Annotated in this window: 18 protein-coding genes and 1 other RNA gene; 11 read left to right on the top strand and 8 right to left on the bottom strand. The window is 43.1% G+C overall.

Annotated elements, in window-relative coordinates; genetic code table 11:
* Window positions 1–165 precede the first annotated feature (165 nt).
* From QWZ04_RS07025 to smpB, 4 genes are all read right to left on the bottom strand, one after another.
* Window positions 166–1479, bottom strand: coding sequence for a HipA domain-containing protein (locus tag QWZ04_RS07025; protein WP_290326390.1), 1314 nt, complete (start codon window positions 1477–1479; stop codon window positions 166–168).
* On the bottom strand, window positions 1463–1765 hold the full coding sequence (locus QWZ04_RS07020; RefSeq protein ID WP_290326387.1) for a helix-turn-helix transcriptional regulator: 303 nt from the start codon (window positions 1763–1765) through the stop codon (window positions 1463–1465). The genes QWZ04_RS07025 and QWZ04_RS07020 overlap by 17 nt, the downstream gene beginning before the upstream one ends.
* Before the next feature lie 427 nt (window positions 1766–2192).
* Window positions 2193–2559: a transfer-messenger RNA gene (gene ssrA / locus QWZ04_RS07015) on the bottom strand.
* A 67-nt stretch (window positions 2560–2626) separates the two neighbouring features.
* Complete coding sequence (gene smpB, locus QWZ04_RS07010; protein ID WP_102522896.1) at window positions 2627–3112, bottom strand: SsrA-binding protein SmpB; 486 nt, start codon at window positions 3110–3112, stop codon at window positions 2627–2629.
* A gap of 107 nt (window positions 3113–3219) precedes the next feature.
* On the opposite strand from smpB, the gene QWZ04_RS07005 reads away from it, so the two are divergent.
* Window positions 3220–3651, top strand: a complete 432-nt coding sequence (locus QWZ04_RS07005; RefSeq protein ID WP_290326385.1) for an SRPBCC family protein — start codon at window positions 3220–3222, stop codon at window positions 3649–3651.
* Complete coding sequence (locus QWZ04_RS07000) at window positions 3651–3992, top strand: RnfH family protein (protein WP_290326383.1); 342 nt, start codon at window positions 3651–3653, stop codon at window positions 3990–3992. The genes QWZ04_RS07005 and QWZ04_RS07000 overlap by 1 nt, the downstream gene beginning before the upstream one ends.
* Before the next feature lie 98 nt (window positions 3993–4090).
* Here QWZ04_RS07000 and bamE read toward each other — a convergent pair whose 3' ends face one another.
* The 3 genes from bamE to nadK form a co-directional block, all read right to left on the bottom strand.
* Complete coding sequence (bamE, locus tag QWZ04_RS06995) at window positions 4091–4450, bottom strand: outer membrane protein assembly factor BamE (RefSeq protein ID WP_290326381.1); 360 nt, start codon at window positions 4448–4450, stop codon at window positions 4091–4093.
* 221 nt (window positions 4451–4671) lie between these two features.
* On the bottom strand, window positions 4672–6336 hold the full coding sequence (gene recN / locus QWZ04_RS06990) for a DNA repair protein RecN (protein ID WP_290326379.1): 1665 nt from the start codon (window positions 6334–6336) through the stop codon (window positions 4672–4674).
* 158 nt (window positions 6337–6494) lie between these two features.
* On the bottom strand, window positions 6495–7379 hold the full coding sequence (nadK, locus tag QWZ04_RS06985) for an NAD(+) kinase (RefSeq protein ID WP_290326378.1): 885 nt from the start codon (window positions 7377–7379) through the stop codon (window positions 6495–6497).
* A gap of 154 nt (window positions 7380–7533) precedes the next feature.
* Between nadK and grpE the strand changes: the two genes are divergently transcribed.
* The 4 genes from grpE (at window position 7534) to dnaJ (ending at window position 13473) form a co-directional block, all read left to right on the top strand.
* Entirely contained in the window at window positions 7534–8133 is a 600-nt protein-coding gene (grpE, locus tag QWZ04_RS06980) for a nucleotide exchange factor GrpE (RefSeq protein WP_290326376.1), read from the top strand.
* 401 nt (window positions 8134–8534) lie between these two features.
* Window positions 8535–9800, top strand: coding sequence for a dicarboxylate/amino acid:cation symporter (locus QWZ04_RS06975; RefSeq protein WP_102522888.1), 1266 nt, complete (start codon window positions 8535–8537; stop codon window positions 9798–9800).
* 278 nt (window positions 9801–10078) lie between these two features.
* Window positions 10079–11989 (top strand): molecular chaperone DnaK, encoded by a 1911-nt coding sequence (dnaK, locus tag QWZ04_RS06970; protein WP_290326372.1) that lies wholly within the window; start codon window positions 10079–10081, stop codon window positions 11987–11989.
* Window positions 11990–12327: 338 nt separating this feature from the next.
* Window positions 12328–13473, top strand: coding sequence for a molecular chaperone DnaJ (gene dnaJ / locus QWZ04_RS06965; protein ID WP_290326369.1), 1146 nt, complete (start codon window positions 12328–12330; stop codon window positions 13471–13473).
* Between the two features lie 89 nt (window positions 13474–13562).
* On the opposite strand, the gene QWZ04_RS06960 is transcribed toward dnaJ, so the two are convergent.
* Window positions 13563–13973, bottom strand: a complete 411-nt coding sequence (locus tag QWZ04_RS06960; RefSeq protein WP_290326367.1) for a type IV pilin protein — start codon at window positions 13971–13973, stop codon at window positions 13563–13565.
* Window positions 13974–14075: 102 nt separating this feature from the next.
* Here QWZ04_RS06960 and QWZ04_RS06955 point away from each other — a divergent pair, with 102 nt between their 5' ends.
* From QWZ04_RS06955 to QWZ04_RS06935, 5 genes are all read left to right on the top strand, one after another.
* Window positions 14076–14576: a GspH/FimT family pseudopilin gene (locus tag QWZ04_RS06955; protein ID WP_290326365.1), complete on the top strand. Its 501-nt coding sequence runs from the start codon at window positions 14076–14078 to the stop codon at window positions 14574–14576.
* Window positions 14563–15147 carry a pilus assembly protein PilW gene (locus QWZ04_RS06950; RefSeq protein ID WP_290326363.1) on the top strand — a complete coding sequence of 195 codons (585 nt, stop codon included), beginning with the start codon at window positions 14563–14565 and terminating at the stop codon, window positions 15145–15147. Before QWZ04_RS06955 ends, QWZ04_RS06950 begins: the two co-directional genes overlap by 14 nt.
* Window positions 15144–16352, top strand: a complete 1209-nt coding sequence (locus QWZ04_RS06945; RefSeq protein ID WP_290326361.1) for a hypothetical protein — start codon at window positions 15144–15146, stop codon at window positions 16350–16352. The genes QWZ04_RS06950 and QWZ04_RS06945 overlap by 4 nt, the downstream gene beginning before the upstream one ends.
* Window positions 16342–16770, top strand: a complete 429-nt coding sequence (locus tag QWZ04_RS06940; RefSeq protein ID WP_290326359.1) for a type IV pilus modification PilV family protein — start codon at window positions 16342–16344, stop codon at window positions 16768–16770. Before QWZ04_RS06945 ends, QWZ04_RS06940 begins: the two co-directional genes overlap by 11 nt.
* 309 nt (window positions 16771–17079) lie before the next feature.
* Complete coding sequence (locus tag QWZ04_RS06935; protein ID WP_290326357.1) at window positions 17080–18639, top strand: AbgT family transporter; 1560 nt, start codon at window positions 17080–17082, stop codon at window positions 18637–18639.
* The last annotated feature ends 28 nt before the right edge of the window (window positions 18640–18667 follow it).

The raw sequence follows: 18667 nt of genomic DNA, 5'->3' as shown, positions 1-18667 counted from the left end.
GTAAAAAGACACCCTCAATTGAGACATAAAAAAAGGGCCAACTCTTTCGAGTTGGCCCTTTCCAAACGTTTGGTGGAGCTTTCAGAAAAGCAAACAGACGGTTCTATCCCTTGCTCTATAAGGCTTTGTGCTTTCTATGTTCTGATTAGAGAGCTTATCTATAAGTTAAAGCTCAATTTCAGTGATGAGTGGTGATTGCTTAAGGAAGTGCTTACATCTAGCCACAACGATTTTACGGTATCGGTTTAAATAAGGTAATTGTGAATCAGAAGTAGGAGCGACGAGAGATATAGCATCGTCAATGTTGTTTATAATGTCTTTTGCGATCTTTACTAGGCTCTGTTGAAGCAATTTTGGTGAAATATCACAATCGTCAGCAAACTCTGCAAGTTGGTAGGCATTAATAGAATCTGAGTCAAATTCATCCCCAATGGCCATCGCAAGATCCTGCTCAAATTCAGGGTACATCCTTACATTGACTAGATCGTAAAGTGGCGTTGGTGTTAAGCCCGACTTTTGGACAAAGAAACTGAAGTTTTTGCCATGTGCATCTGCGTTATAAATACAGAGATTGAACATTGCCCAATTTAGGATCGCTAGTTTTGCCGCTAATGGGTTTTCACATTGCTCTGTTACCGAAAAAAGTCGGGCGAAGCTGACACCATCACGAATATGACTGACATCTCTTTGTTTACCTAAGTTTCGTTCATACTTTCTATCTACACCTAGGTTACAAGCTTGACAGGCATCGATCATGTGCCTTCGTTTCACACTTGTTGAACTAAATAGCTTTCGATCAAACCTCTCTACAATTAAGGCTGGAAATTGGTCAAAATACCGCAACTCAACGTCAGCAACATCTAGCCCAACTAGCTTCGCTAACTTCATCGTCACAAATTCATTTATGACAAGGTGTCGTTGGTCATTTTTTTCGAACTTCACAATATGAGTTGAGCATAGTTCACCCTCTCCAAACCCTAAGTTTCCATCGATAGATAAAACGTTTAGCTTAGATTGAACCCCCGCTACTGATAGTCTTGGTTTGCCTTCCCATACTTCTAAATACCAAAGTTCAGGGTCAGATAGTTTTTTAATTAATTCACTATCATTGATTGGGTTGAAAGAGGTTTCAGTTTGAACAGGAGAAACACCTTCGGATAAGAACATCATTGCACCTGATGTATCTGTTCCAATCCCACCAACTTGTGCAAATACGTTTGAACGTGATACGCCAAGAAAGTCGATCAAATAATCTAACCCTTTATTTTCAGGGAGCAAATTCTGTAAGAACCTCCTGATATTGACCGATGGTATATCAGAGTTCAATGGAAGGTGTGGCGATATGGGAAAGCCACTATCAATCCAATTTTGCTTGTAGATTACAGATAGAGCATCACTTTCTTTACTCAGTGATAGCTTGCCTATGACTTGCTGGCTATAGACTATATCGAGGATGTATTGATTAGACCCAGACGTCATTACCTTTCTCCTGTGATGGGACTGAAGCATTTAAGTCTTGCCATGGTTGTATCGATATCTTTATCCCTAGAGCAGACACAACTTTCATTAAAGAGGTAAGTTTAATATCGGAGCTGCCTTGTTCGATTTTTATGTAGGTTTGTTTTGAAACACCAGAAAGCAATGCTGCATCTTGCTGGGTGATTTTACTTTGAGTTCTTTTTGCTTTGATCGCCTCACCAAGTAGTGACGGTGTGAACACCTGGCTTAGATCTGGTGACTCAGTTGCTTTTACTTTCTTAACCATGAAACCTCCATATAGCATGATGCAGTAAAGTATGCCTCGGTAGACTTTTAAACTATTTATACGTAGATTTTCAATAAAAGTCTATTAAAGTTGACTTTTATGGTAAGTGCATTGAGTTATCACTTAAAAGTCTACAGAGGTAGACTTTTATACTTATAGACCTGGTGTTCTTATTAAAAGTCTAGTTTGATTTACTTTATGTAGGGAAGAACAATAGAGGATGGGCCTTTGAGATACCTAAAGTATGGTTGGCTGACACCGAATGAGTCAGAACGATTGTTTTGGTTAAACTCTAAGATCGTGGCCAATATTAGTTGACCACTTGTATCTTGAAGTTTTGGATGAGTCCAATTAGGATTGTAACAGTATGTAAAACAATACTTTAGATACAAAAAAGGCCACCCGAAGGTGGCCTTTTCCAAACGTTTGGTGGAGCTGGCGGGATTTGAACCCGCGTCCGAAAATCATTCATCATTGGTACTACATGCTTAGTCGATCTTTAATTTCACCATCCACCTGCGAACCGACACGCTAGTAAATGGCTATCCTGAATTATAATTCGCGCTTTTCCTCTCAGGCGGGAGAAGCCACGCTAGCTAGTTTGGGTTTGACTCTTTGTTATTCCCCGTCTTACAAGCGGAAGCTAGGGCAAAGAGGCTCTGAGCAGGTTATTAAGCTGCTAGTGCGTAGTTTTCGTCGTTTGCGACTATTTTTTTGCGGCTTTTTACGTGGCCAACCGCCCCACGGCATGCACCTCAGACTTCAGAATTCCCGTCGAATCCTAGATCAGCCCCTAGTGTTGATTGCATAGTACCAGAAAAGGCTAGCCTGTCTAGAGCCATGCAGTCTAAGTGGTTAAGATTAACGCAGATTGCTCTTCATAACGCGAGCTTTGTCTCTTGCCCAATCTTTTTCTTTCATATCAGTACGTTTGTCGTGCAGCTTTTTACCTTTGGCTACGCCTACTTTGATTTTGACCCAAGAACGGGACCAATACATAGCAGTGGCAACTAAAGTCATGCCTTCACGGTTAATACGACCGAATAAGTTGTCGAGTTCTTTGCGGCTCATGAGCAGTTTACGAACACGTGTTGGGTTCGCGACTGTGTGAGTGCAAGCCTGTTGTAGCGGGATGATAGACATACCACTAATGAACGCCTCTCCGTCACGGATATAAACATAACTTTCGGCGATGTTGGCTTTGCCTTCACGCAGGGATTTAACTTCCCATCCTTGCAGTTCTAGGCCAGCTTCGATCTCGTCGTCAATAAAATATTCGTGGCGAGCTTTTTTGTTTTGAGCGATGGTATTGCTACCCGCTTTGGAATTTGATTTTTTCTTTGCCATAATAGCGCCATTATACGGATTGCACCGAGATTGGGAAATCCTTTTATGCTAACCAAACTTCGATATTACGTGGTTTGTGATGACTTTACGATGTAAGAGTGAGTGATATGCCTCAAGTAACACGAAGCGCATTAGTGCCATTTAGCGCCGAGCAGATGTTTCATCTCGTCAATGACGTGGACAGCTATCCAAGTTTTTTGCCTGGTTGTTCAGGTTCACGAGTTTTAGAAGTGTCAGAATCTGCAATGGTGGCGTCGGTCGATGTATCTAAAGCGGGCATCAGTAAAACCTTTACTACTTCTAATCAATTGGAAGTAGGGCGCAAAATATTTATGCAGTTGGTGGATGGTCCTTTTAAGCACTTACAAGGCGGCTGGGAGTTTACCCCTCTTGATGAGTCTGCCTGTAAGGTTGAATTGAAACTGGAATTCGAATTTACCAGCAAGCTGGTTGAAATGGCATTTGGTAAGGTGTTCAATGAGCTTACGGGCAATATGGTTGGTGCTTTTACCAAGCGAGCTAAACAGGTGTATGTGTAATGAGTAGTGAACCTAACATGATCCATGTTGAAGTGGTGTATGCGCTGCCTACCGAGCAACGTGTATTTAAGTTGGCAGTAGAAGCCGAACTGACGGTTCAGCAGATCATTGAGCAATCTGGTGTTTTGAGCTTATATCCTGAAATCGACCTAGCCACTAACAAGGTGGGTGTGTTTAGTCGAAACGTGAAACTCGACGCGACAATACAAGATAAAGATCGAATCGAGATTTATCGTCCACTGCTAGCCGATCCAAAAGAGATCCGCCGCAAGCGTGCTGAGCAAGCAAAGAAAGAAGCGGCTAGAGAAGCCAGTAAAGCAAAAGCCGAGAGTAAAGGTTAGATATACAAAAAAGCTCGCAGAAATGTGCGAGCTTTTTAATTCTATGCCAATGAATGCTAATTGAGTCATGAACACTCAACTAGCAAGAATTGATCAACTTAGTTAATACTTTCGAAAAAGGTTTCGCCAGCAGCGTAATCGCCATCGACTTTTACCAGCCTTTCACCGTCATCAAATCGAACAAATAGGTTCTTTTGAATCGAGTCATCATGGCCCTTAGTGTGATGGTAGATGTAGTACCACGTATTTGGGTAGCCGTTTTCTACCAACATTGGCGAACCAAGCACGTAACGTACTTGTTCTTTGCTCATGCCGAACTTTAACTGGCTTACAGAGTCTTGCTCGATGTAATTACCTTGGTTAATGTCAATTCGGTAAACCAATTTCTCTGCGACTGAACAGCCGGTTAGCATGGTCAGTGCCAGAGGGATTGCAACCATCCACTTCTTTAATTGCATATCAAATACGTCTTTCTACTGTTCATTTAAAAATCTCAACGATGATAATAATCACTTCACGCTAAGAAGTAAAAATAGTTTTCACCCTAGCATTAGGATGTCCGCCTTTTGAGACCACAGTTATACCGATTAGTTGCAATGCTAAAAAGACAAACAGCGCAAGCAATGCTTACGCTGTGAGTCGGCTAACACTTTTACTGATTGTTTTATGCGGCTATTTTCTATGCAGCAATAAGCAATTCTTTGGCGTTGGCGATTGTGCTGTCGGTTATCTGGCTGCCGCCAAGTAGCCTTGCGAGTTCTTCTATGCGTTGTGAATCGTCGAGGTTTCGCATTTGAGTTTCTGTTTTGCCGGCTTTAGTTTGTTTCGCAACAAATAATTGTTGATGACCACAGCCAGCAACTTGCGGCAAGTGAGTCACACACATAACCTGGGTTGACTGGCCAAGTGTGCGTAACATTTTACCGACTACCGCAGCTGTAGGGCCACTGATACCGACATCGACCTCATCAAAGATCAAGCTAGGGGTATCGACTTTCTGGGCTGTGATCACTTGAATTGCGAGTGAAATCCGAGACAGTTCACCACCTGAGGCAACTTTAGCAATGGCTTGTAAGGGCTGCCCTGGGTTGGTTGAAACTAAGAATGTTACACTGTCGATGCCAAGTGGCGATGCGTTGTTTTCATCGCGTACAACATCAATACAGAATTTGGCTTTTTCCATGCTCAGTTCGTGCATGCTGTTGGTAATGAGTTTATTCAATTCCTTGGCATAACGGAGTCGAGATTTATTGAGCTTGTCTGCTGATGTTAAGAAGACCGTGCGCTTTTGTTCGACTTCTTCGCCTAATGCGCTCAGTTTTTCGTCTGAACAATCGAGAGCTTCAACTTGCTTAAGTAAATCTTGATGATGGCTGTAGAGTTCTTCAGGCATAACATGATGTTTGCGAGCCATCGACATGATCTTAGAAAAACGCTCTTCTACATAAGCCATACGAGCAGGATCAACGTCGATGCAATCAAGGTAATTACGTAGCTCGTTATTGGTTTCTTCAATTTGAATGATGGCTTCAGCTAACAGGTTGGGAAGCTCTGCCAGCCTTTCGTCCATCTCGGCAAGTTGAATAAGAGAGTTATTGGCTGCTTGCAAAATACCAAGAGCATTAACTTCTTCACCTTCGTAAATTAATTCAATGGCTTGTTGGCACGTACTCGCCAGTTCACCACTATTGGCAAGGCGTTTATGTTCTTGTTCGAGTTGGGCAAATTCACCTTCGGTAATGGCTAATTCATTTAACTCTTTGATTTGGTATTCCAATAACTGCTTTTGTGCCAAGTTTTCTTGGCTATTTTGAATCAGTTGTTTTAAGTGATTATCAGCCTGACGCCAGCCTTGATATTTAGCCTTAGTTTTACTGATAAGGCTAAGATGCCCGGCGTATTGATCGAGCATTGCTAATTGGTAATCACTTTTCATCAGTTGGTGATGAGCGTGCTGGCCATGAATGTTAATCAGCAATTGGCCTAAAGACTTCAGTTGAGATGCAGGTACAGGGCTGCCGTTAATGAATGCGCGAGAACGGCCTTCTTTGGTGATCACTCGCCTGAGAATGCATTCGCCGCCCTCGAGCAGGTCGTTATCTTCTAACCAGCGAGTTGCGCCAATGTTGTTATCGAGCAGAAAGGAGGCACTGATGTCGGTTTTGTCTTCGCCTTGGCGAACCATGTTTGCTTCAGCGCGATCGCCTAAACATAAGCCGAGAGCATCAATAGCGATGGATTTACCTGCGCCAGTTTCGCCCGTAATGGTTGTCATGCCTTTAGCGAGTTCTAGCTGTAAAGACTTAACAATAGCAAAATTATTAACACTCAAGTGAGCCAGCATTTTATTTACCTGTATAACTGAACAATACTGTATAAGAAAACAGTATATACTGTTTCTTTATACAGTAAAGTTCCACAGGTGTTTTTTTGTGAACTTACTCAGAAAGTGAATGCATAACTTAGCATGACGCTTTGCTCATCAAGTGATGAAAACACTGGCTAGAAGAGTTTGCTAGACCAGCCAAGTTTATTACGCAAAACATGGTAGTAGCTGTAATCTTCTGGGTGGATCAGTTTTAAGCAGTTAGGGCTCTGGTAAATGTGGATTTCATCACCGGGTGAAACCGGTAAGGATATCTGGCCGTCACAACTGATTTCTTGAGTGCCACGGTTATCTGGAGAAACCAGTAGTTTAATGTGGCGGTTGCCGTCTACTACTAATGGGCGGCTAGATAAAGTGTGCGGAAACATAGGTACAATTGAGATTGCGTTTAGGCTGGGTGACAAAATAGGACCACCGCCTGAAAGAGAATACGCCGTCGATCCGGTTGGAGTTGCAATGATCAACCCGTCCGAGCGTTGTGAGAATGCAAAGACGTTATCGATGTACACTTCAAATTCGATCATGCGAGCGACTTGACCTGGGTGCAGTACGGCTTCATTTAATGCTGCGTTGTGGCTTTTTATTTGGTCGTGGCGATGAATTTCTGTTTCGAGCAAGAAACGCTCTTCTTCAATGTATTGGCCTTTAAGGACTTTACTAAGCGCTTGTTCAAAGCCTTCAGGGTCTAAATCGGTTAAAAAGCCAAGGTTGCCACGGTTCACACCAATGACCGAAATATCAAAACGAGATAACACGCGAGCAGCGCCTAACATATTACCATCGCCACCTACCACAATGGCTAAATCGGCTTGGTCGCCAATATGCACTAGGCTGTTGAAATATTTTGATTCAATATCAGTCAGAATGTCTTCTAGTCGGTCATCTATAATGACTTGATACCCTTCCGAAAGTAGCCAGTGAAACAGTTCTTTATGGGTTTGCACGGCTTTTTTGTCGCGAGGTTTACCTATGATGGCAATCACTTCGAAAGGCTTTGGCATAGATTAAATCCGTTCTGTTAGGGTTATAGTGCTTGAATCAAAAATCTTCGTCCCCATAATAAAGGCAAGTTGAAGAACTATGCGAGTATTTTGTCGTAAATTATTGTATGACCACACTAGCGTAGGTAATTGAATTCAGAATTCTGGAGATATCATGAGCGATCAAGAAAACAAAATTAATGAAGAAGAACTTAAGCAGCAAGAAATGGCTGAAGAAGTAGAAGCTGTTGGCGGCGAAGCTGATATCGATTGGAATGAAGAATTAGAACAAGATGAAGTCGAATCTAAAGTTGCTCAATTAGAAGCTGCACTGCTTTCTAGTGAAGCGAAAATCAAAGATCAACAAGACTCTGTATTGCGTGCAAAAGCAGAAGTAGACAACATGCGTCGTCGTTCTGAGCAAGAAGTCGATAAAGCGCGTAAATACGCCTTAAACAAATTTGCTGAAGAGCTACTGCCAGTTCTAGACAACCTAGAGCGTGCAATTCTAGCGGCTGACAAAGAAAGTGAAGCGGTAAAACCTTTGCTTGAAGGTGTTGAGATGACTCACAGCTCTTTTGTTAACACGGTTGCTAAGTTTGGTTTGAAAGAACTAAACCCTGAAGGTGAAGTGTTTAACCCTGAATTCCATCAAGCGATGTCAATTCAAGAGAGCCCTGATCATGAATCAAATACCGTTATGATGGTAATGCAGAAAGGCTACGAGCTTAACGGCCGCGTTGTTCGCCCTGCAATGGTTATGGTTGCTAAATAAAGCGAAGTACTAAAAGCGAAGTGCTAAGAGATAAGTTTTAAAGGCTAAAGGCTGAGTACTTTTCTGGTGATTGATAAAAACACCCCCGTGTATGCGGTGGGTGTTTTTTTTTGCATTCGATATTCTTAGGGCAAAGCCCGTCCCCGTAATCTTATTTTTTCCATTGTCTGTTTCCTAACCACTATTTCATTCAAGCTTTTGATTTTTATAAATACACGATTTTTGTTTCCTAAACCCGCGGGAAATTAAGTGTAAAAACTGTGAAACTGGTTGTGATAATTCTGTTAATAAATTCTTTCATTTGTTGCCATGGCGTGTATTATGCGTGCCACTTGCACATATTAGCGCAAGAAATAACTAATTTGTTACTATAAACAAGCACAATAACCTGGAGTGGAACGATGGATAAATCGCTCTCAACAAAAATCTTTATCGGCTTATTTGCCGGCTTGATGATCGGTACTGCAATTCAGTATCTGTTTAGTGGAATTACCGTGATGGACACCTATTTGTTAGGTGCGGCGGAAGGGGCGGGCGGTATGTTTGTCTCATTGATCAAACTACTGGTTGTTCCGTTGGTATACGTTTCTATCGTATGCGGCATTGTAGATTTAAAAGACATTTCTGCCTTTGGCCGTCTTGGTGGCAAAACTTTTGCTTTATACATTTTTAACACCATCATTGCGATTACAGCGGCGTTAACGGTCGGTATGATCTTTCAACCAGGAGCGGGGGCAAACCTGGCTGGAACCATTTCAGAAACCGTTGCGTTAACGACAACAGAAACGCCGGATATCTTCTCTTTGGTTGTTAATATCGTTCCTAGCAATCCGATTCAAGCGTTTGCTAGCGGTGATATGCTGCAAATAATTTTCATGGCGATACTGACAGGCCTTGCGATTCAAGCTTTGGATTCTCGTGGTGGACCAGCGATTAAAACCTTCAAAATGGCCAATGAGATCATGATGAAGTTGGTTGGCTTGGTGATGAGCCTTGCGCCTTACGGTGTATTTGCGCTGATGATTCAATTAGGTGCAACGCTGGATGCGAATACCTTGGCTTCCGTAGCGGGCTATGTGGCACTTGTTGTTGCTATGTTGGTGTTCTGGATTTTTGTTTTTTATCCAACCGTTGTGGGCTTAACTACCGGGATTTCACCAAAACAGTTCATGCGTGCTACTCGTGAGCAAGTATTGTTTTCGCTTTCTACAGCAAGCTCGAATGCAACGATCCCTGTAACCATGAGAACGTTGACTGACAAATTGAATGTTTCTAAGTCTGTTGCAGGCTTTGGTGTACCACTTGGTGCAACCATGAATATGTCAGGTGTTTCTATCTACATTGCATTGGCGACGATTTTCGTAGCTAACGCCTTTGGTCAGCCGATTAACTCAGCCGACATCGTAACACTGGGTTTAACTATCTTGTTGCTATCGATTGGCGCTGGTGGTGTACCTGGCGGTGGTGTTGTAATGGTAGGCGTACTGCTTCACCAATTAGGCTTACCACCAGAAGGTTTGGCCATTGTTGCCGCGGTTGACCGTATCAATGACATGTTCTGTACTTCATCTAACGTTGTTGGCGATACAGCCGTGAACACGATAGTTGCAAAATCTGAAAATGAAATTGGCAAAGAAGAAGCAATGGAACCTGTTGAGGCAAAATAGCCGAATAGGTCATCGTTTTTCGATGCAAACATGGAAAGATTTTTACAATAAAGAGGCCTAAGTGGCCTCTTTTTATTGTTACCAAGCCATTATTTTCGATTTTGTCGTAAAAAAAGGCGATTTTTTTTCACCTTGCCCTTGAAAAGGTGCTTGTCGCCCTTATTTATGGTGCATACACGAAGCAAACATATTTGCGAGTAGGGGGTTGAATCCCTATTTGTCCTCCCCCACTTTAGGGGGTATAGCAAAATAATATTAGATTTTTTGGAGATGGCCTGATGGGTAAAATCATTGGTATTGATTTAGGTACTACTAACTCTTGTGTTTCTGTTCTAGACGGTGACGCACCACGTGTAATTGAAAATGCTGAAGGCGAGCGTACAACCGCATCGGTAGTCGCATACACAGATGGCGAAACGCTAGTAGGTCAACCTGCAAAACGTCAAGCGGTTACAAACCCTGAAAACACGTTATATGCAATTAAGCGTCTTATCGGTCGTCGTTTTGAAGACGAAGAAGTTCAGCGCGACATCGAAATCATGCCTTACAAAATTGTAAAAGCAGACAACGGTGATGCTTGGGTTGAAGCGAAAGGCCAAAAAATGGCTGCTCCTCAGGTTTCTGCTGAAATTCTGAAGAAAATGAAGAAAACAGCTGAAGATTTCCTAGGCGAAGAAGTAACTGGCGCAGTTGTTACTGTTCCTGCTTACTTTAACGATGCACAACGTCAAGCGACTAAAGATGCAGGTCGCATCGCAGGTCTTGATGTTAAGCGTATCATCAACGAACCAACTGCTGCTGCTCTAGCTTACGGCCTAGACAAGCAAGAAGGCGACCGTACTATCGCGGTATACGACCTTGGTGGTGGTACGTTTGATATCTCAATCATCGAAATCGACAACGTTGATGGCGAGCAAACTTTTGAAGTACTAGCAACTAACGGTGATACGCACCTTGGTGGTGAAGACTTTGATAACCGCATGATCAATTACCTAGTAGATGAGTTCAAAAAAGAGCAAGGCATCAATCTTAAGAATGATCCTCTTGCTATGCAGCGTGTTAAAGAAGCAGCAGAAAAAGCGAAAATCGAGCTTTCTTCTACACAACAGACTGACGTAAACCTACCTTACGTTACTGCTGATGCAACTGGTCCTAAGCACATGAACGTTAAAGTGACACGTGCGAAGCTAGAATCTCTAGTTGAAGACCTAGTTCAACGTTCTCTTGAGCCTCTAAAAGTTGCTCTAGCGGATTCTGAACTGTCTGTTGGCGAAATCACTGACGTTATCCTAGTTGGTGGTCAAACACGTATGCCTATGGTTCAAGCTAAAGTAGCTGAATTCTTCGGTAAAGAAGCTCGTAAAGACGTTAACCCTGATGAAGCAGTAGCGATGGGCGCGGCCGTTCAAGGTGGTGTTCTTGCTGGTGAAGTGAAAGACGTTCTTCTACTAGACGTTACGCCACTTTCTCTAGGTATCGAAACTATGGGCGGTGTAATGACGGCTCTAGTTGAGAAAAACACAACGGTTCCTACTAAAGCGAACCAAGTGTTCTCTACTGCTGAAGATAACCAAAACGCGGTAACTATCCACGTTCTTCAAGGTGAGCGTAAGCAAGCTAGCTACAACAAGTCTCTAGGTCAATTTAACCTAGAAGGCATTCAAGCTGCACCACGTGGTATGCCACAAATCGAAGTAACTTTCGACCTAGATGCGGATGGTATCCTTCACGTATCTGCGAAAGACAAGTCAACAGGTAAAGAGCAGAAGATCACTATCCAAGCTTCTGGCGGCCTAAGCGACGAAGATATCGAAAAAATGGTTCAAGAAGCAGAAGCTAACAAAGACGCGGACAAAAAGTTCGAAGAGCTAGTGACTACTCGTAACCAAGCTGACCAAATGATCCACGGTACTCGTAAGCAAATGGATGAAGCTGGTGAAGCACTTCCTGCTGAAGAGAAAGAGAAAATTGAAGCAGCAATCAAAGAACTTGAAGATGTGAAGAGTGGCGACGACAAAGAAGCTATCGACACAAAAGTTCAAGCGCTTATGACTGCAGCTCAAAAGCTGATGGAAATGGCACAGCAACAAGCTCAACAAGCTGAAGGCGCTGAAGCAGGCGAACAACCTAAGCAAGACGACGATGTTGTTGATGCTGAGTTTGAAGAAGTGAAAGAAGACAAGAAATAATTTTTCGTCGCTATAACGAGTCATTTCTGCGTCGAAGGTGCTCACTTACACTTGTAAGCTCCGTGCCTTCTTCTTGAACTGAATCGTTCTAGCTTAGAAAAATCGATCTTTCGATTATAGTCTTGCGGGCGTTCGAGGAAACTCAAACGCCCGCAATCTTGTAAATAACGAATCAATCTAGATGAGTGAAGTGCGAAGTACTAAATACGAAGTTCTAAGTAGTAGAGCTTTTAATACTTCGCTTTTCGCACTTAGCCTTTAGTACTTTTCTCATCTAGATTGATACAAACACGCGAGTGAAGTGTTTCACTTGTAGAAAAAAATTGGTGATTTAGAACATGTCAAAACGTGATTTTTACGAAGTATTAGGCGTTGCCCGCGATGCATCAGAGCGCGATATTAAAAAGGCGTACAAACGTCTTGCGATGAAATTTCACCCAGACCGTAATCAGGGTGATGAATCTTCAGCGGAGAAGTTTAAAGAAGTAAAAGAAGCGTACGAAATTCTAACTGATGGCCAGAAAAAAGCCGCGTACGACCAATACGGGCATGCTGCTTTTGAACAAGGCGGCGGTTTTGGTGGTGGTCACGGTGGCCATGGTCAGGGCGACTTCGGCGATATTTTTGGCGATGTTTTTGGTGATATTTTTGGTGGCGGTCGCCGTGGTGGTGGTCAATCTCGTGCTCAACGTGGTGCGGATTTACGCTACAACATGGAACTATCATTAGAAGAAGCCGTACGCGGTTGTTCTAAAGAAATTGAAGTACCAACTCTTGTTGAGTGTGATACTTGTGACGGCAGTGGCGCTAAAAAAGGTTCATCTGCGACGACATGTGGTACGTGTCATGGTCATGGTCAAGTTCAAATGCGTCAAGGTTTCTTCGCTGTACAGCAGACGTGTCCTACCTGTCATGGTAAAGGCAAAATCATTAAAGATCCTTGTAACTCATGCCACGGTCAAGGCCGTAAGCAGAAGACTAAGACGCTTAATGTTAAGATCCCTGCTGGCGTAGATACTGGCGATCGCATTCGTCTTTCTGGTGAAGGTGAAGCCGGAGAAATGGGCGCACCAGCGGGTGACTTGTATGTTCAAGTTCACGTCCGTGAACACCACATTTTTGAGCGTGACGGCAGCAACTTGTACTGTGAAGTACCAGTAAGCTTTGCTCAAGCGGCACTTGGTGGTGAAGTTGAAGTCCCAACACTAGATGGCCGTGTAAGCCTGAAAGTACCGTCTGAAACCCAAACTGGTCGTATGTTCCGCATGCGTGGCAAGGGCGTTAAGGGAGTTCGTGGCGGCGCAATGGGTGACTTAATTGTTAAATTGGTTATCGAAACACCAGTGAAACTAAGTGCTCGTCAGAAAGAGCTACTTAAAGAGTTTGAAGAAACCTGTGGTGGTGAAGCGGGTAATAAACATAACCCGAAATCAGATGGTTTCTTTAAAGGCGTGAAGAAGTTCTTCGATGACCTAACTAGCTAATCAAAATTTATGTTAATTAAAAAACCGAGCTAATTTTAGCTCGGTTTTTTTTTGGAAAAAGAATACCGAATTTACTTCACTTTTTAACTTTACCAACACGCCTCAGGCCGTTTTTCCCCGTTTGCTTTTAACGTTAAGCTCCCGCATTGATCGTTACTTTGCCCCTTGGTTGATTGTGGCGTCGCGACGATGGTGTACCCCCCAGCACTGGTCACAGCAAAGTGGTATCTATCGGTACTCGTTTCGCAAAGTAAGCATTGGCTACCGGATATGATGTGGTTCCATTGATAACTGGTATCGAAATGGTTTTCCAGTTCAAGCTGGATTTTTATCAGATCGGTCATCGCTTGGTGGCGGTGCCCTTTGTAAACGTACTGGCTATAAGATGGATAAGCGATCATCGAGATGATCCCTACGATGGCTAGGGCAATCAGGGTTTCGAGTAATGTCATTCCTTTTTGTTGTATTGCGGTTTTCATACATACATTTATTCGAATCATTTCCAACACTTCCATCAAACATAGGTCTTCATTTTTATGGGGTGTTAGCATTCGCGCAAGTGCATTTTTGTTTATGTGGAATGTTTCATAAGGTTATGGGAAATGACTCGCGGTTTTACGCTTATTGAAGTGCTGGTAATGCTCATTATTATGGGGGCATTAACTGCTGGGGTCGCCCCACAGTATAGGCAGATAGTAGAGAAAAATGAGATGAAAGGATTTGCAAACGATTTGTATTCTTTCTTCGCTCAGTCTCGATCTGAAGCTGTATTTAGAAATCGTGACCTTTATTGTTTTTTCAAGCGTTCAGGCAATCGAAATGATGAGTGGACACTGAGCTTACATCTGGAGGATTTAGCAACGAGTGACACGATCAGTCAATTATCTGGGAAGTCATACAAGCGATTGTTTGTTAATAGTAATTTTACTAATGATAGGTTCAAAGTCGGTGGTGTGACGGGTAAGGTTCAACAAAATGGCAATTTTGAATTTGGTTTGTCTGAGAACGATTTGAAAGGACTCAAGTTAGTGGCTCATTCAGTTACTGGCCGTATTAGGTTATGCGGGGTAAGCCAAAATGGGTATGGCTATGACAAGTGCTAAGCATTCACGGCAAGTTGGCAGTTCGTTAATTGAGTTCCTCATTGCTTCGTCGTTGAGTTTGATTGCCATTTCGAGCATCGGCAGCGTCTATTTAGCAGGTGCCAAATATGCGAACCAACGCAGTCAAGAGCTGGTGGTACTACAGAGCATGCGAAATACGTTGAGTTACATGGCGAGGGATGCTCAACGAGCTGGGTTTCGTCCTTTGTCAGCGGCCCATGTGACCATTTTATCGGGTGCAAGCCGTGTTTGGCACACAACATCTTCATCTATTGCTTACAGCTATTTTGACGGTCATGACTTTGAAAACGTTTTTTTTAAGTTTGTCGATGAGTCCGTGAAAGTCTGTACTTCCAACAGAGCTCAAGTAGAAAGTGTTGATAGCTGTAATGTGTATTTTCACTTTATGGATCAAAACAAAATAAAAGTGACCGATTTCTCTATTGAGCAGGCTGATCTAGGTAGTTCTGTCAGTTCTGCATTCTTATCCATTTCTCTTTCTGCCTCGTTACGAGATGGCAGTTACCCACACACAATGACAACGTCGATTAAGCAAAGGAACTGGCAATGAAACGTCAGCAAGGAATATCTAGCTTAATGGTAGTGAGCTTATTGCTCGTCGCGGTGTTGATGTTGTCACTCGCCAGTTATCGGCACGTATTCCTGCAAATAAAAATGGCCAAAAACCAAGTTCAGTCTGCGCAGCAACGTTGGCTGGCAGAGGGCGGGCTAGAGTGTGCATTTGCTCAAATGATAGCAGGAGAATGGAATCAAAATAGTTGGCATCAATGTGGAGGAGCCGCCGATATATCCGTCAATAAAGCCGATGTCAGTGAAGGCGTCTACCAATTAACGTCGATTTTCAAGAACCAGAGAGTGAATAAGAATGTGTCCGTGGGAGGAGGGGTAAAAGGGGCGATTCAATCGAGCGCAAACATTGCTATGCATGCATCTTTAGCCATTTCAACACCGGAGCCCGGAAAGCTGACGTCTGCGGGTTGGGAGTGTACGGCCATTACCTATCGAGACAAGTTGCATGTACCCGCAGGCTTGGTTAATCAAGGCGTGATCCACGGTGATGTGCCATGGGTGGGATTTGATGCTCAAGGGAAAGATTGCGTATCTACCCACCTGACTAATGGAACAAGTTTTCGCTCCGATATCGTCAAAAATGCGAACGTTAAACCTTTCGAAAGCTATTTTAATGTCCCAGTTAATGAATTTGCCTCTGTACGTGATGGCGGCAAATTTAAGCGTTTAGAGGGCCGTGGGGCGCCTAAAGTACTAGCTAATTGTGGCAAAAAAATCACAGACCAAATTAATGCGGGACACGAGTTCGTTTGGGTGGAGGGGGGCTGTGAAATTGAGGCTTCAGATTACTCTGCCATTACCGCAGCCTCTCAAAATACAGATGGAGTTTTATTGGTGGTTCATGATGGACCAATGTCGCTAATGGGAGGAGGGGCGATATTCAAAGGCAGTATGGTCCATTTCAACACCAATTATTCCCCTAAACTATCCGACTGGGCTGGTTTTGAAGCCTATACATATTTAAATCATACTCCTTCTTTATTCGCTCAAGCACATATTGCGAGCGCGTCATTCTACCAGCACGGCGCATTCAATTTCAGTGGCAGTCAATTGTTTGATTCTCCCGAACATTTTTCACTTTTTTATGCTTCTTACAACATGCGTTTCAACCGAGATGTTATAGAACACGCTCGCTCGAAATTGGTAAAACCAAGATGGCAAAAGGGGAGTTGGCGTGATTTCTAAGACACACTATAAAAATAAGAAGCAGTGTGGCTTCAGCCTTATTGAGGTGCTAATTTCGTTTCTGTTGTTGGGCGTAGGTGTATTGGGCTTACTAAAAATGCAAAACACATTAGCTGTGCAATCTGAATATGCAAGCCGCAGTTTGGTCGCATTAGATTTAGCGCAAAGTAAAATGCACTGGTTTCGAACCCGGTCTATCAGTGGCGCGAATAACACCATAGCATTCAGTTCAATTGCCGATAATAGCGTAATCACCCTTGACGGCTATCATGTACGTTGGGAAGTGGAAGCGGGTTTAGGTAGTACTCTGCAGTCAATTAAGCGAGTTCGCGTCATTTCGTCATGGCAAGATCGGTTTGATGTAACGCAGCAAGTGACGCTCGAAACTATGATATCTCAGCATAGTGAATTTCAATAAATGTAACAAATTGTAAGTTTGTGGTTCTTGTTGTGTCATGGTTATTTTGTATGCTTTAGCGTGTTAAAATAAGTACCGATCGGCCCAGTTAACTTTTTTGTATATCGTATTATATGTGCTAGTTAAATTGTTGTTTTTATGTTGTTGCTAAATTATGAACAAAGAAAAAACTTTTGACTGGTATTGGATATTTGGATGGTTTTTTGTGCTTTTCTGATCGGTATTAATTAGAATATGTCATTGACGAATTGAGCAATAAGAAAAATATAAACCTGCTCTTACATTACAACATCGAAAATGAGGTTACTAATGAGTAACGAAGCTGTAAAGCAAGCACAAAGTGAAAAGCTGTCAATGATGGACAGGTTTTTAAACGGTATAGAACGAGCGGGTAATAAAATACCCGATCCTGCAATCTTGTTTTTTTGGGCACTTGTCATAGTTTGGGTTGCATCAGCATTACTTTCTAATGTTTCTTTTGATCTGATCAACCCTCGTACTGGCGAAGCTCTTATTGTTCAGAACCTGCTAACAGGTGAAGCGCTTGCGAGTTTCCTCGCGAATATGGTGACAACGTTTACCAGTTTTGCTCCTTTAGGTATTGTTCTGGTTGCTATGTTAGGTGTTGGTGTTGCTGACTCATCAGGCTTCATCACAACTGGCCTTAAGAAGATGCTTAACTTCACACCAGCAAAACTGCTAACGCCGATGCTGATTTTAGTAGCGATCGTATCGCATACCGCAGCGGATGCCGGCTACGTATTGGTTATTCCACTAGGTGGTATCATATTCCACGCGGCGGGTCGTCACCCATTAGCGGGTATTGCTGCAGCATTTGCGGGTGTTTCTGGTGGTTTCTCTGCTAACTTCATCCCGTCAGGTATTGATCCACTTCTAGCTGGCTTTACTCAAACGGCTGCTCAAGTACTTGACCCGACTTACGTTATTAACCCGTTAGCAAATATTTTCTTTACCGGTTTATCTTCAATTTTGATTGTTGGTATTGGTTGGTACGTAACAGAGAAAATCATTGAACCGCGTTTAGCGAAAACGCCAGTTGATGAAGATGCTGAAGTAGCACCGGATCTTGGTACGTTCACCGCAATTGAATCAAAAGCATTCCGTTATGCGGGTTGGGCAATGGTTGCGGGTATTGGTTTATTGATTGCAGCACTGATGCCTGAAACGTCAGCACTTCGTTCGCCAGAGGGTGAATTAACGTCGTTCAGCGCGCCTGTTATGAAGTCGATTGTTCCGCTGATCTTCATTTTGTTCATTATCCCGGGCATCGTCTATGGCCGAGTTGCGGGTACGTTCAAAAACAGCAATGACATCATTAAAGCAATGTCTGAAACAATGGCAACGATGGGCGCATACATTGTAATGTCGTTCTTCTGTGCTCAGTTCCTATCAGCATTCGCTCAATCTAACATTGGCACTATGCTTGCTCTGTACGGCGCTGAAGGTTTGAAGGCGATGGATCTTCCAGGTCAAGCAACGGTTGTCGGTATGATTCTACTTACTGCTTGCGTTAACCTGTTGGTTGGCTCTGCATCGGCTAAATGGGCATTGATTGGTCCAATCCTAGTGCCTATGTTAATGGCTGTCGGCATTTCTCCTGAGCTATCTCAGGCAGCTTACCGTGTCGGTGATTCTGTCTCTAACATCATTTCACCACTAATGGTGTTCTTCCCTCTGGTTGTTGTTTACTGTCAGCGCTACGTGAAGTCGACGGGTATTGGTACGCTTGCTTCATTAATGATGCCATTCTCGATTGCTATGTTAATCGGTTGGACCATCTTCCTACTAGGTTACTGGGCTCTAGGTATTCCACTAGGCATCCAAGCTCCGTACACATACACTATGTAGCGTGAAGCTTTAACCTAAAAAACCTCGC

The sequence above is a fragment of the Vibrio tapetis subsp. quintayensis genome (assembly GCF_030409945.1).
In the GTDB taxonomy this organism is placed as follows: Bacteria; Pseudomonadota; Gammaproteobacteria; order Enterobacterales; family Vibrionaceae; genus Vibrio; species Vibrio quintayensis.
The sequence above is the reverse complement of the archived record's forward strand: the minus strand, read 5'-3'. Positions and strand labels throughout refer to the sequence as shown.

Coding starts and splice junctions, on each gene's coding strand:
- QWZ04_RS07025 (WP_290326390.1), bottom strand. CDS start 1,479: ATGACGTCTGGGTCTAATCAATACATCCTCGATATAGTCTATAGCCAG.
- QWZ04_RS07020 (WP_290326387.1), bottom strand. CDS start 1,765: ATGGTTAAGAAAGTAAAAGCAACTGAGTCACCAGATCTAAGCCAGGTG.
- smpB (WP_102522896.1), bottom strand. CDS start 3,112: ATGGCAAAGAAAAAATCAAATTCCAAAGCGGGTAGCAATACCATCGCT.
- QWZ04_RS07005 (WP_290326385.1), top strand. CDS start 3,220: ATGCCTCAAGTAACACGAAGCGCATTAGTGCCATTTAGCGCCGAGCAG.
- QWZ04_RS07000 (WP_290326383.1), top strand. CDS start 3,651: ATGAGTAGTGAACCTAACATGATCCATGTTGAAGTGGTGTATGCGCTG.
- bamE (WP_290326381.1), bottom strand. CDS start 4,450: ATGCAATTAAAGAAGTGGATGGTTGCAATCCCTCTGGCACTGACCATG.
- recN (WP_290326379.1), bottom strand. CDS start 6,336: ATGCTGGCTCACTTGAGTGTTAATAATTTTGCTATTGTTAAGTCTTTA.
- nadK (WP_290326378.1), bottom strand. CDS start 7,379: ATGCCAAAGCCTTTCGAAGTGATTGCCATCATAGGTAAACCTCGCGAC.
- grpE (WP_290326376.1), top strand. CDS start 7,534: ATGAGCGATCAAGAAAACAAAATTAATGAAGAAGAACTTAAGCAGCAA.
- QWZ04_RS06975 (WP_102522888.1), top strand. CDS start 8,535: ATGGATAAATCGCTCTCAACAAAAATCTTTATCGGCTTATTTGCCGGC.
- dnaK (WP_290326372.1), top strand. CDS start 10,079: ATGGGTAAAATCATTGGTATTGATTTAGGTACTACTAACTCTTGTGTT.
- dnaJ (WP_290326369.1), top strand. CDS start 12,328: ATGTCAAAACGTGATTTTTACGAAGTATTAGGCGTTGCCCGCGATGCA.
- QWZ04_RS06960 (WP_290326367.1), bottom strand. CDS start 13,973: ATGATTCGAATAAATGTATGTATGAAAACCGCAATACAACAAAAAGGA.
- QWZ04_RS06955 (WP_290326365.1), top strand. CDS start 14,076: ATGACTCGCGGTTTTACGCTTATTGAAGTGCTGGTAATGCTCATTATT.
- QWZ04_RS06950 (WP_290326363.1), top strand. CDS start 14,563: ATGACAAGTGCTAAGCATTCACGGCAAGTTGGCAGTTCGTTAATTGAG.
- QWZ04_RS06945 (WP_290326361.1), top strand. CDS start 15,144: ATGAAACGTCAGCAAGGAATATCTAGCTTAATGGTAGTGAGCTTATTG.
- QWZ04_RS06935 (WP_290326357.1), top strand. CDS start 17,080: ATGAGTAACGAAGCTGTAAAGCAAGCACAAAGTGAAAAGCTGTCAATG.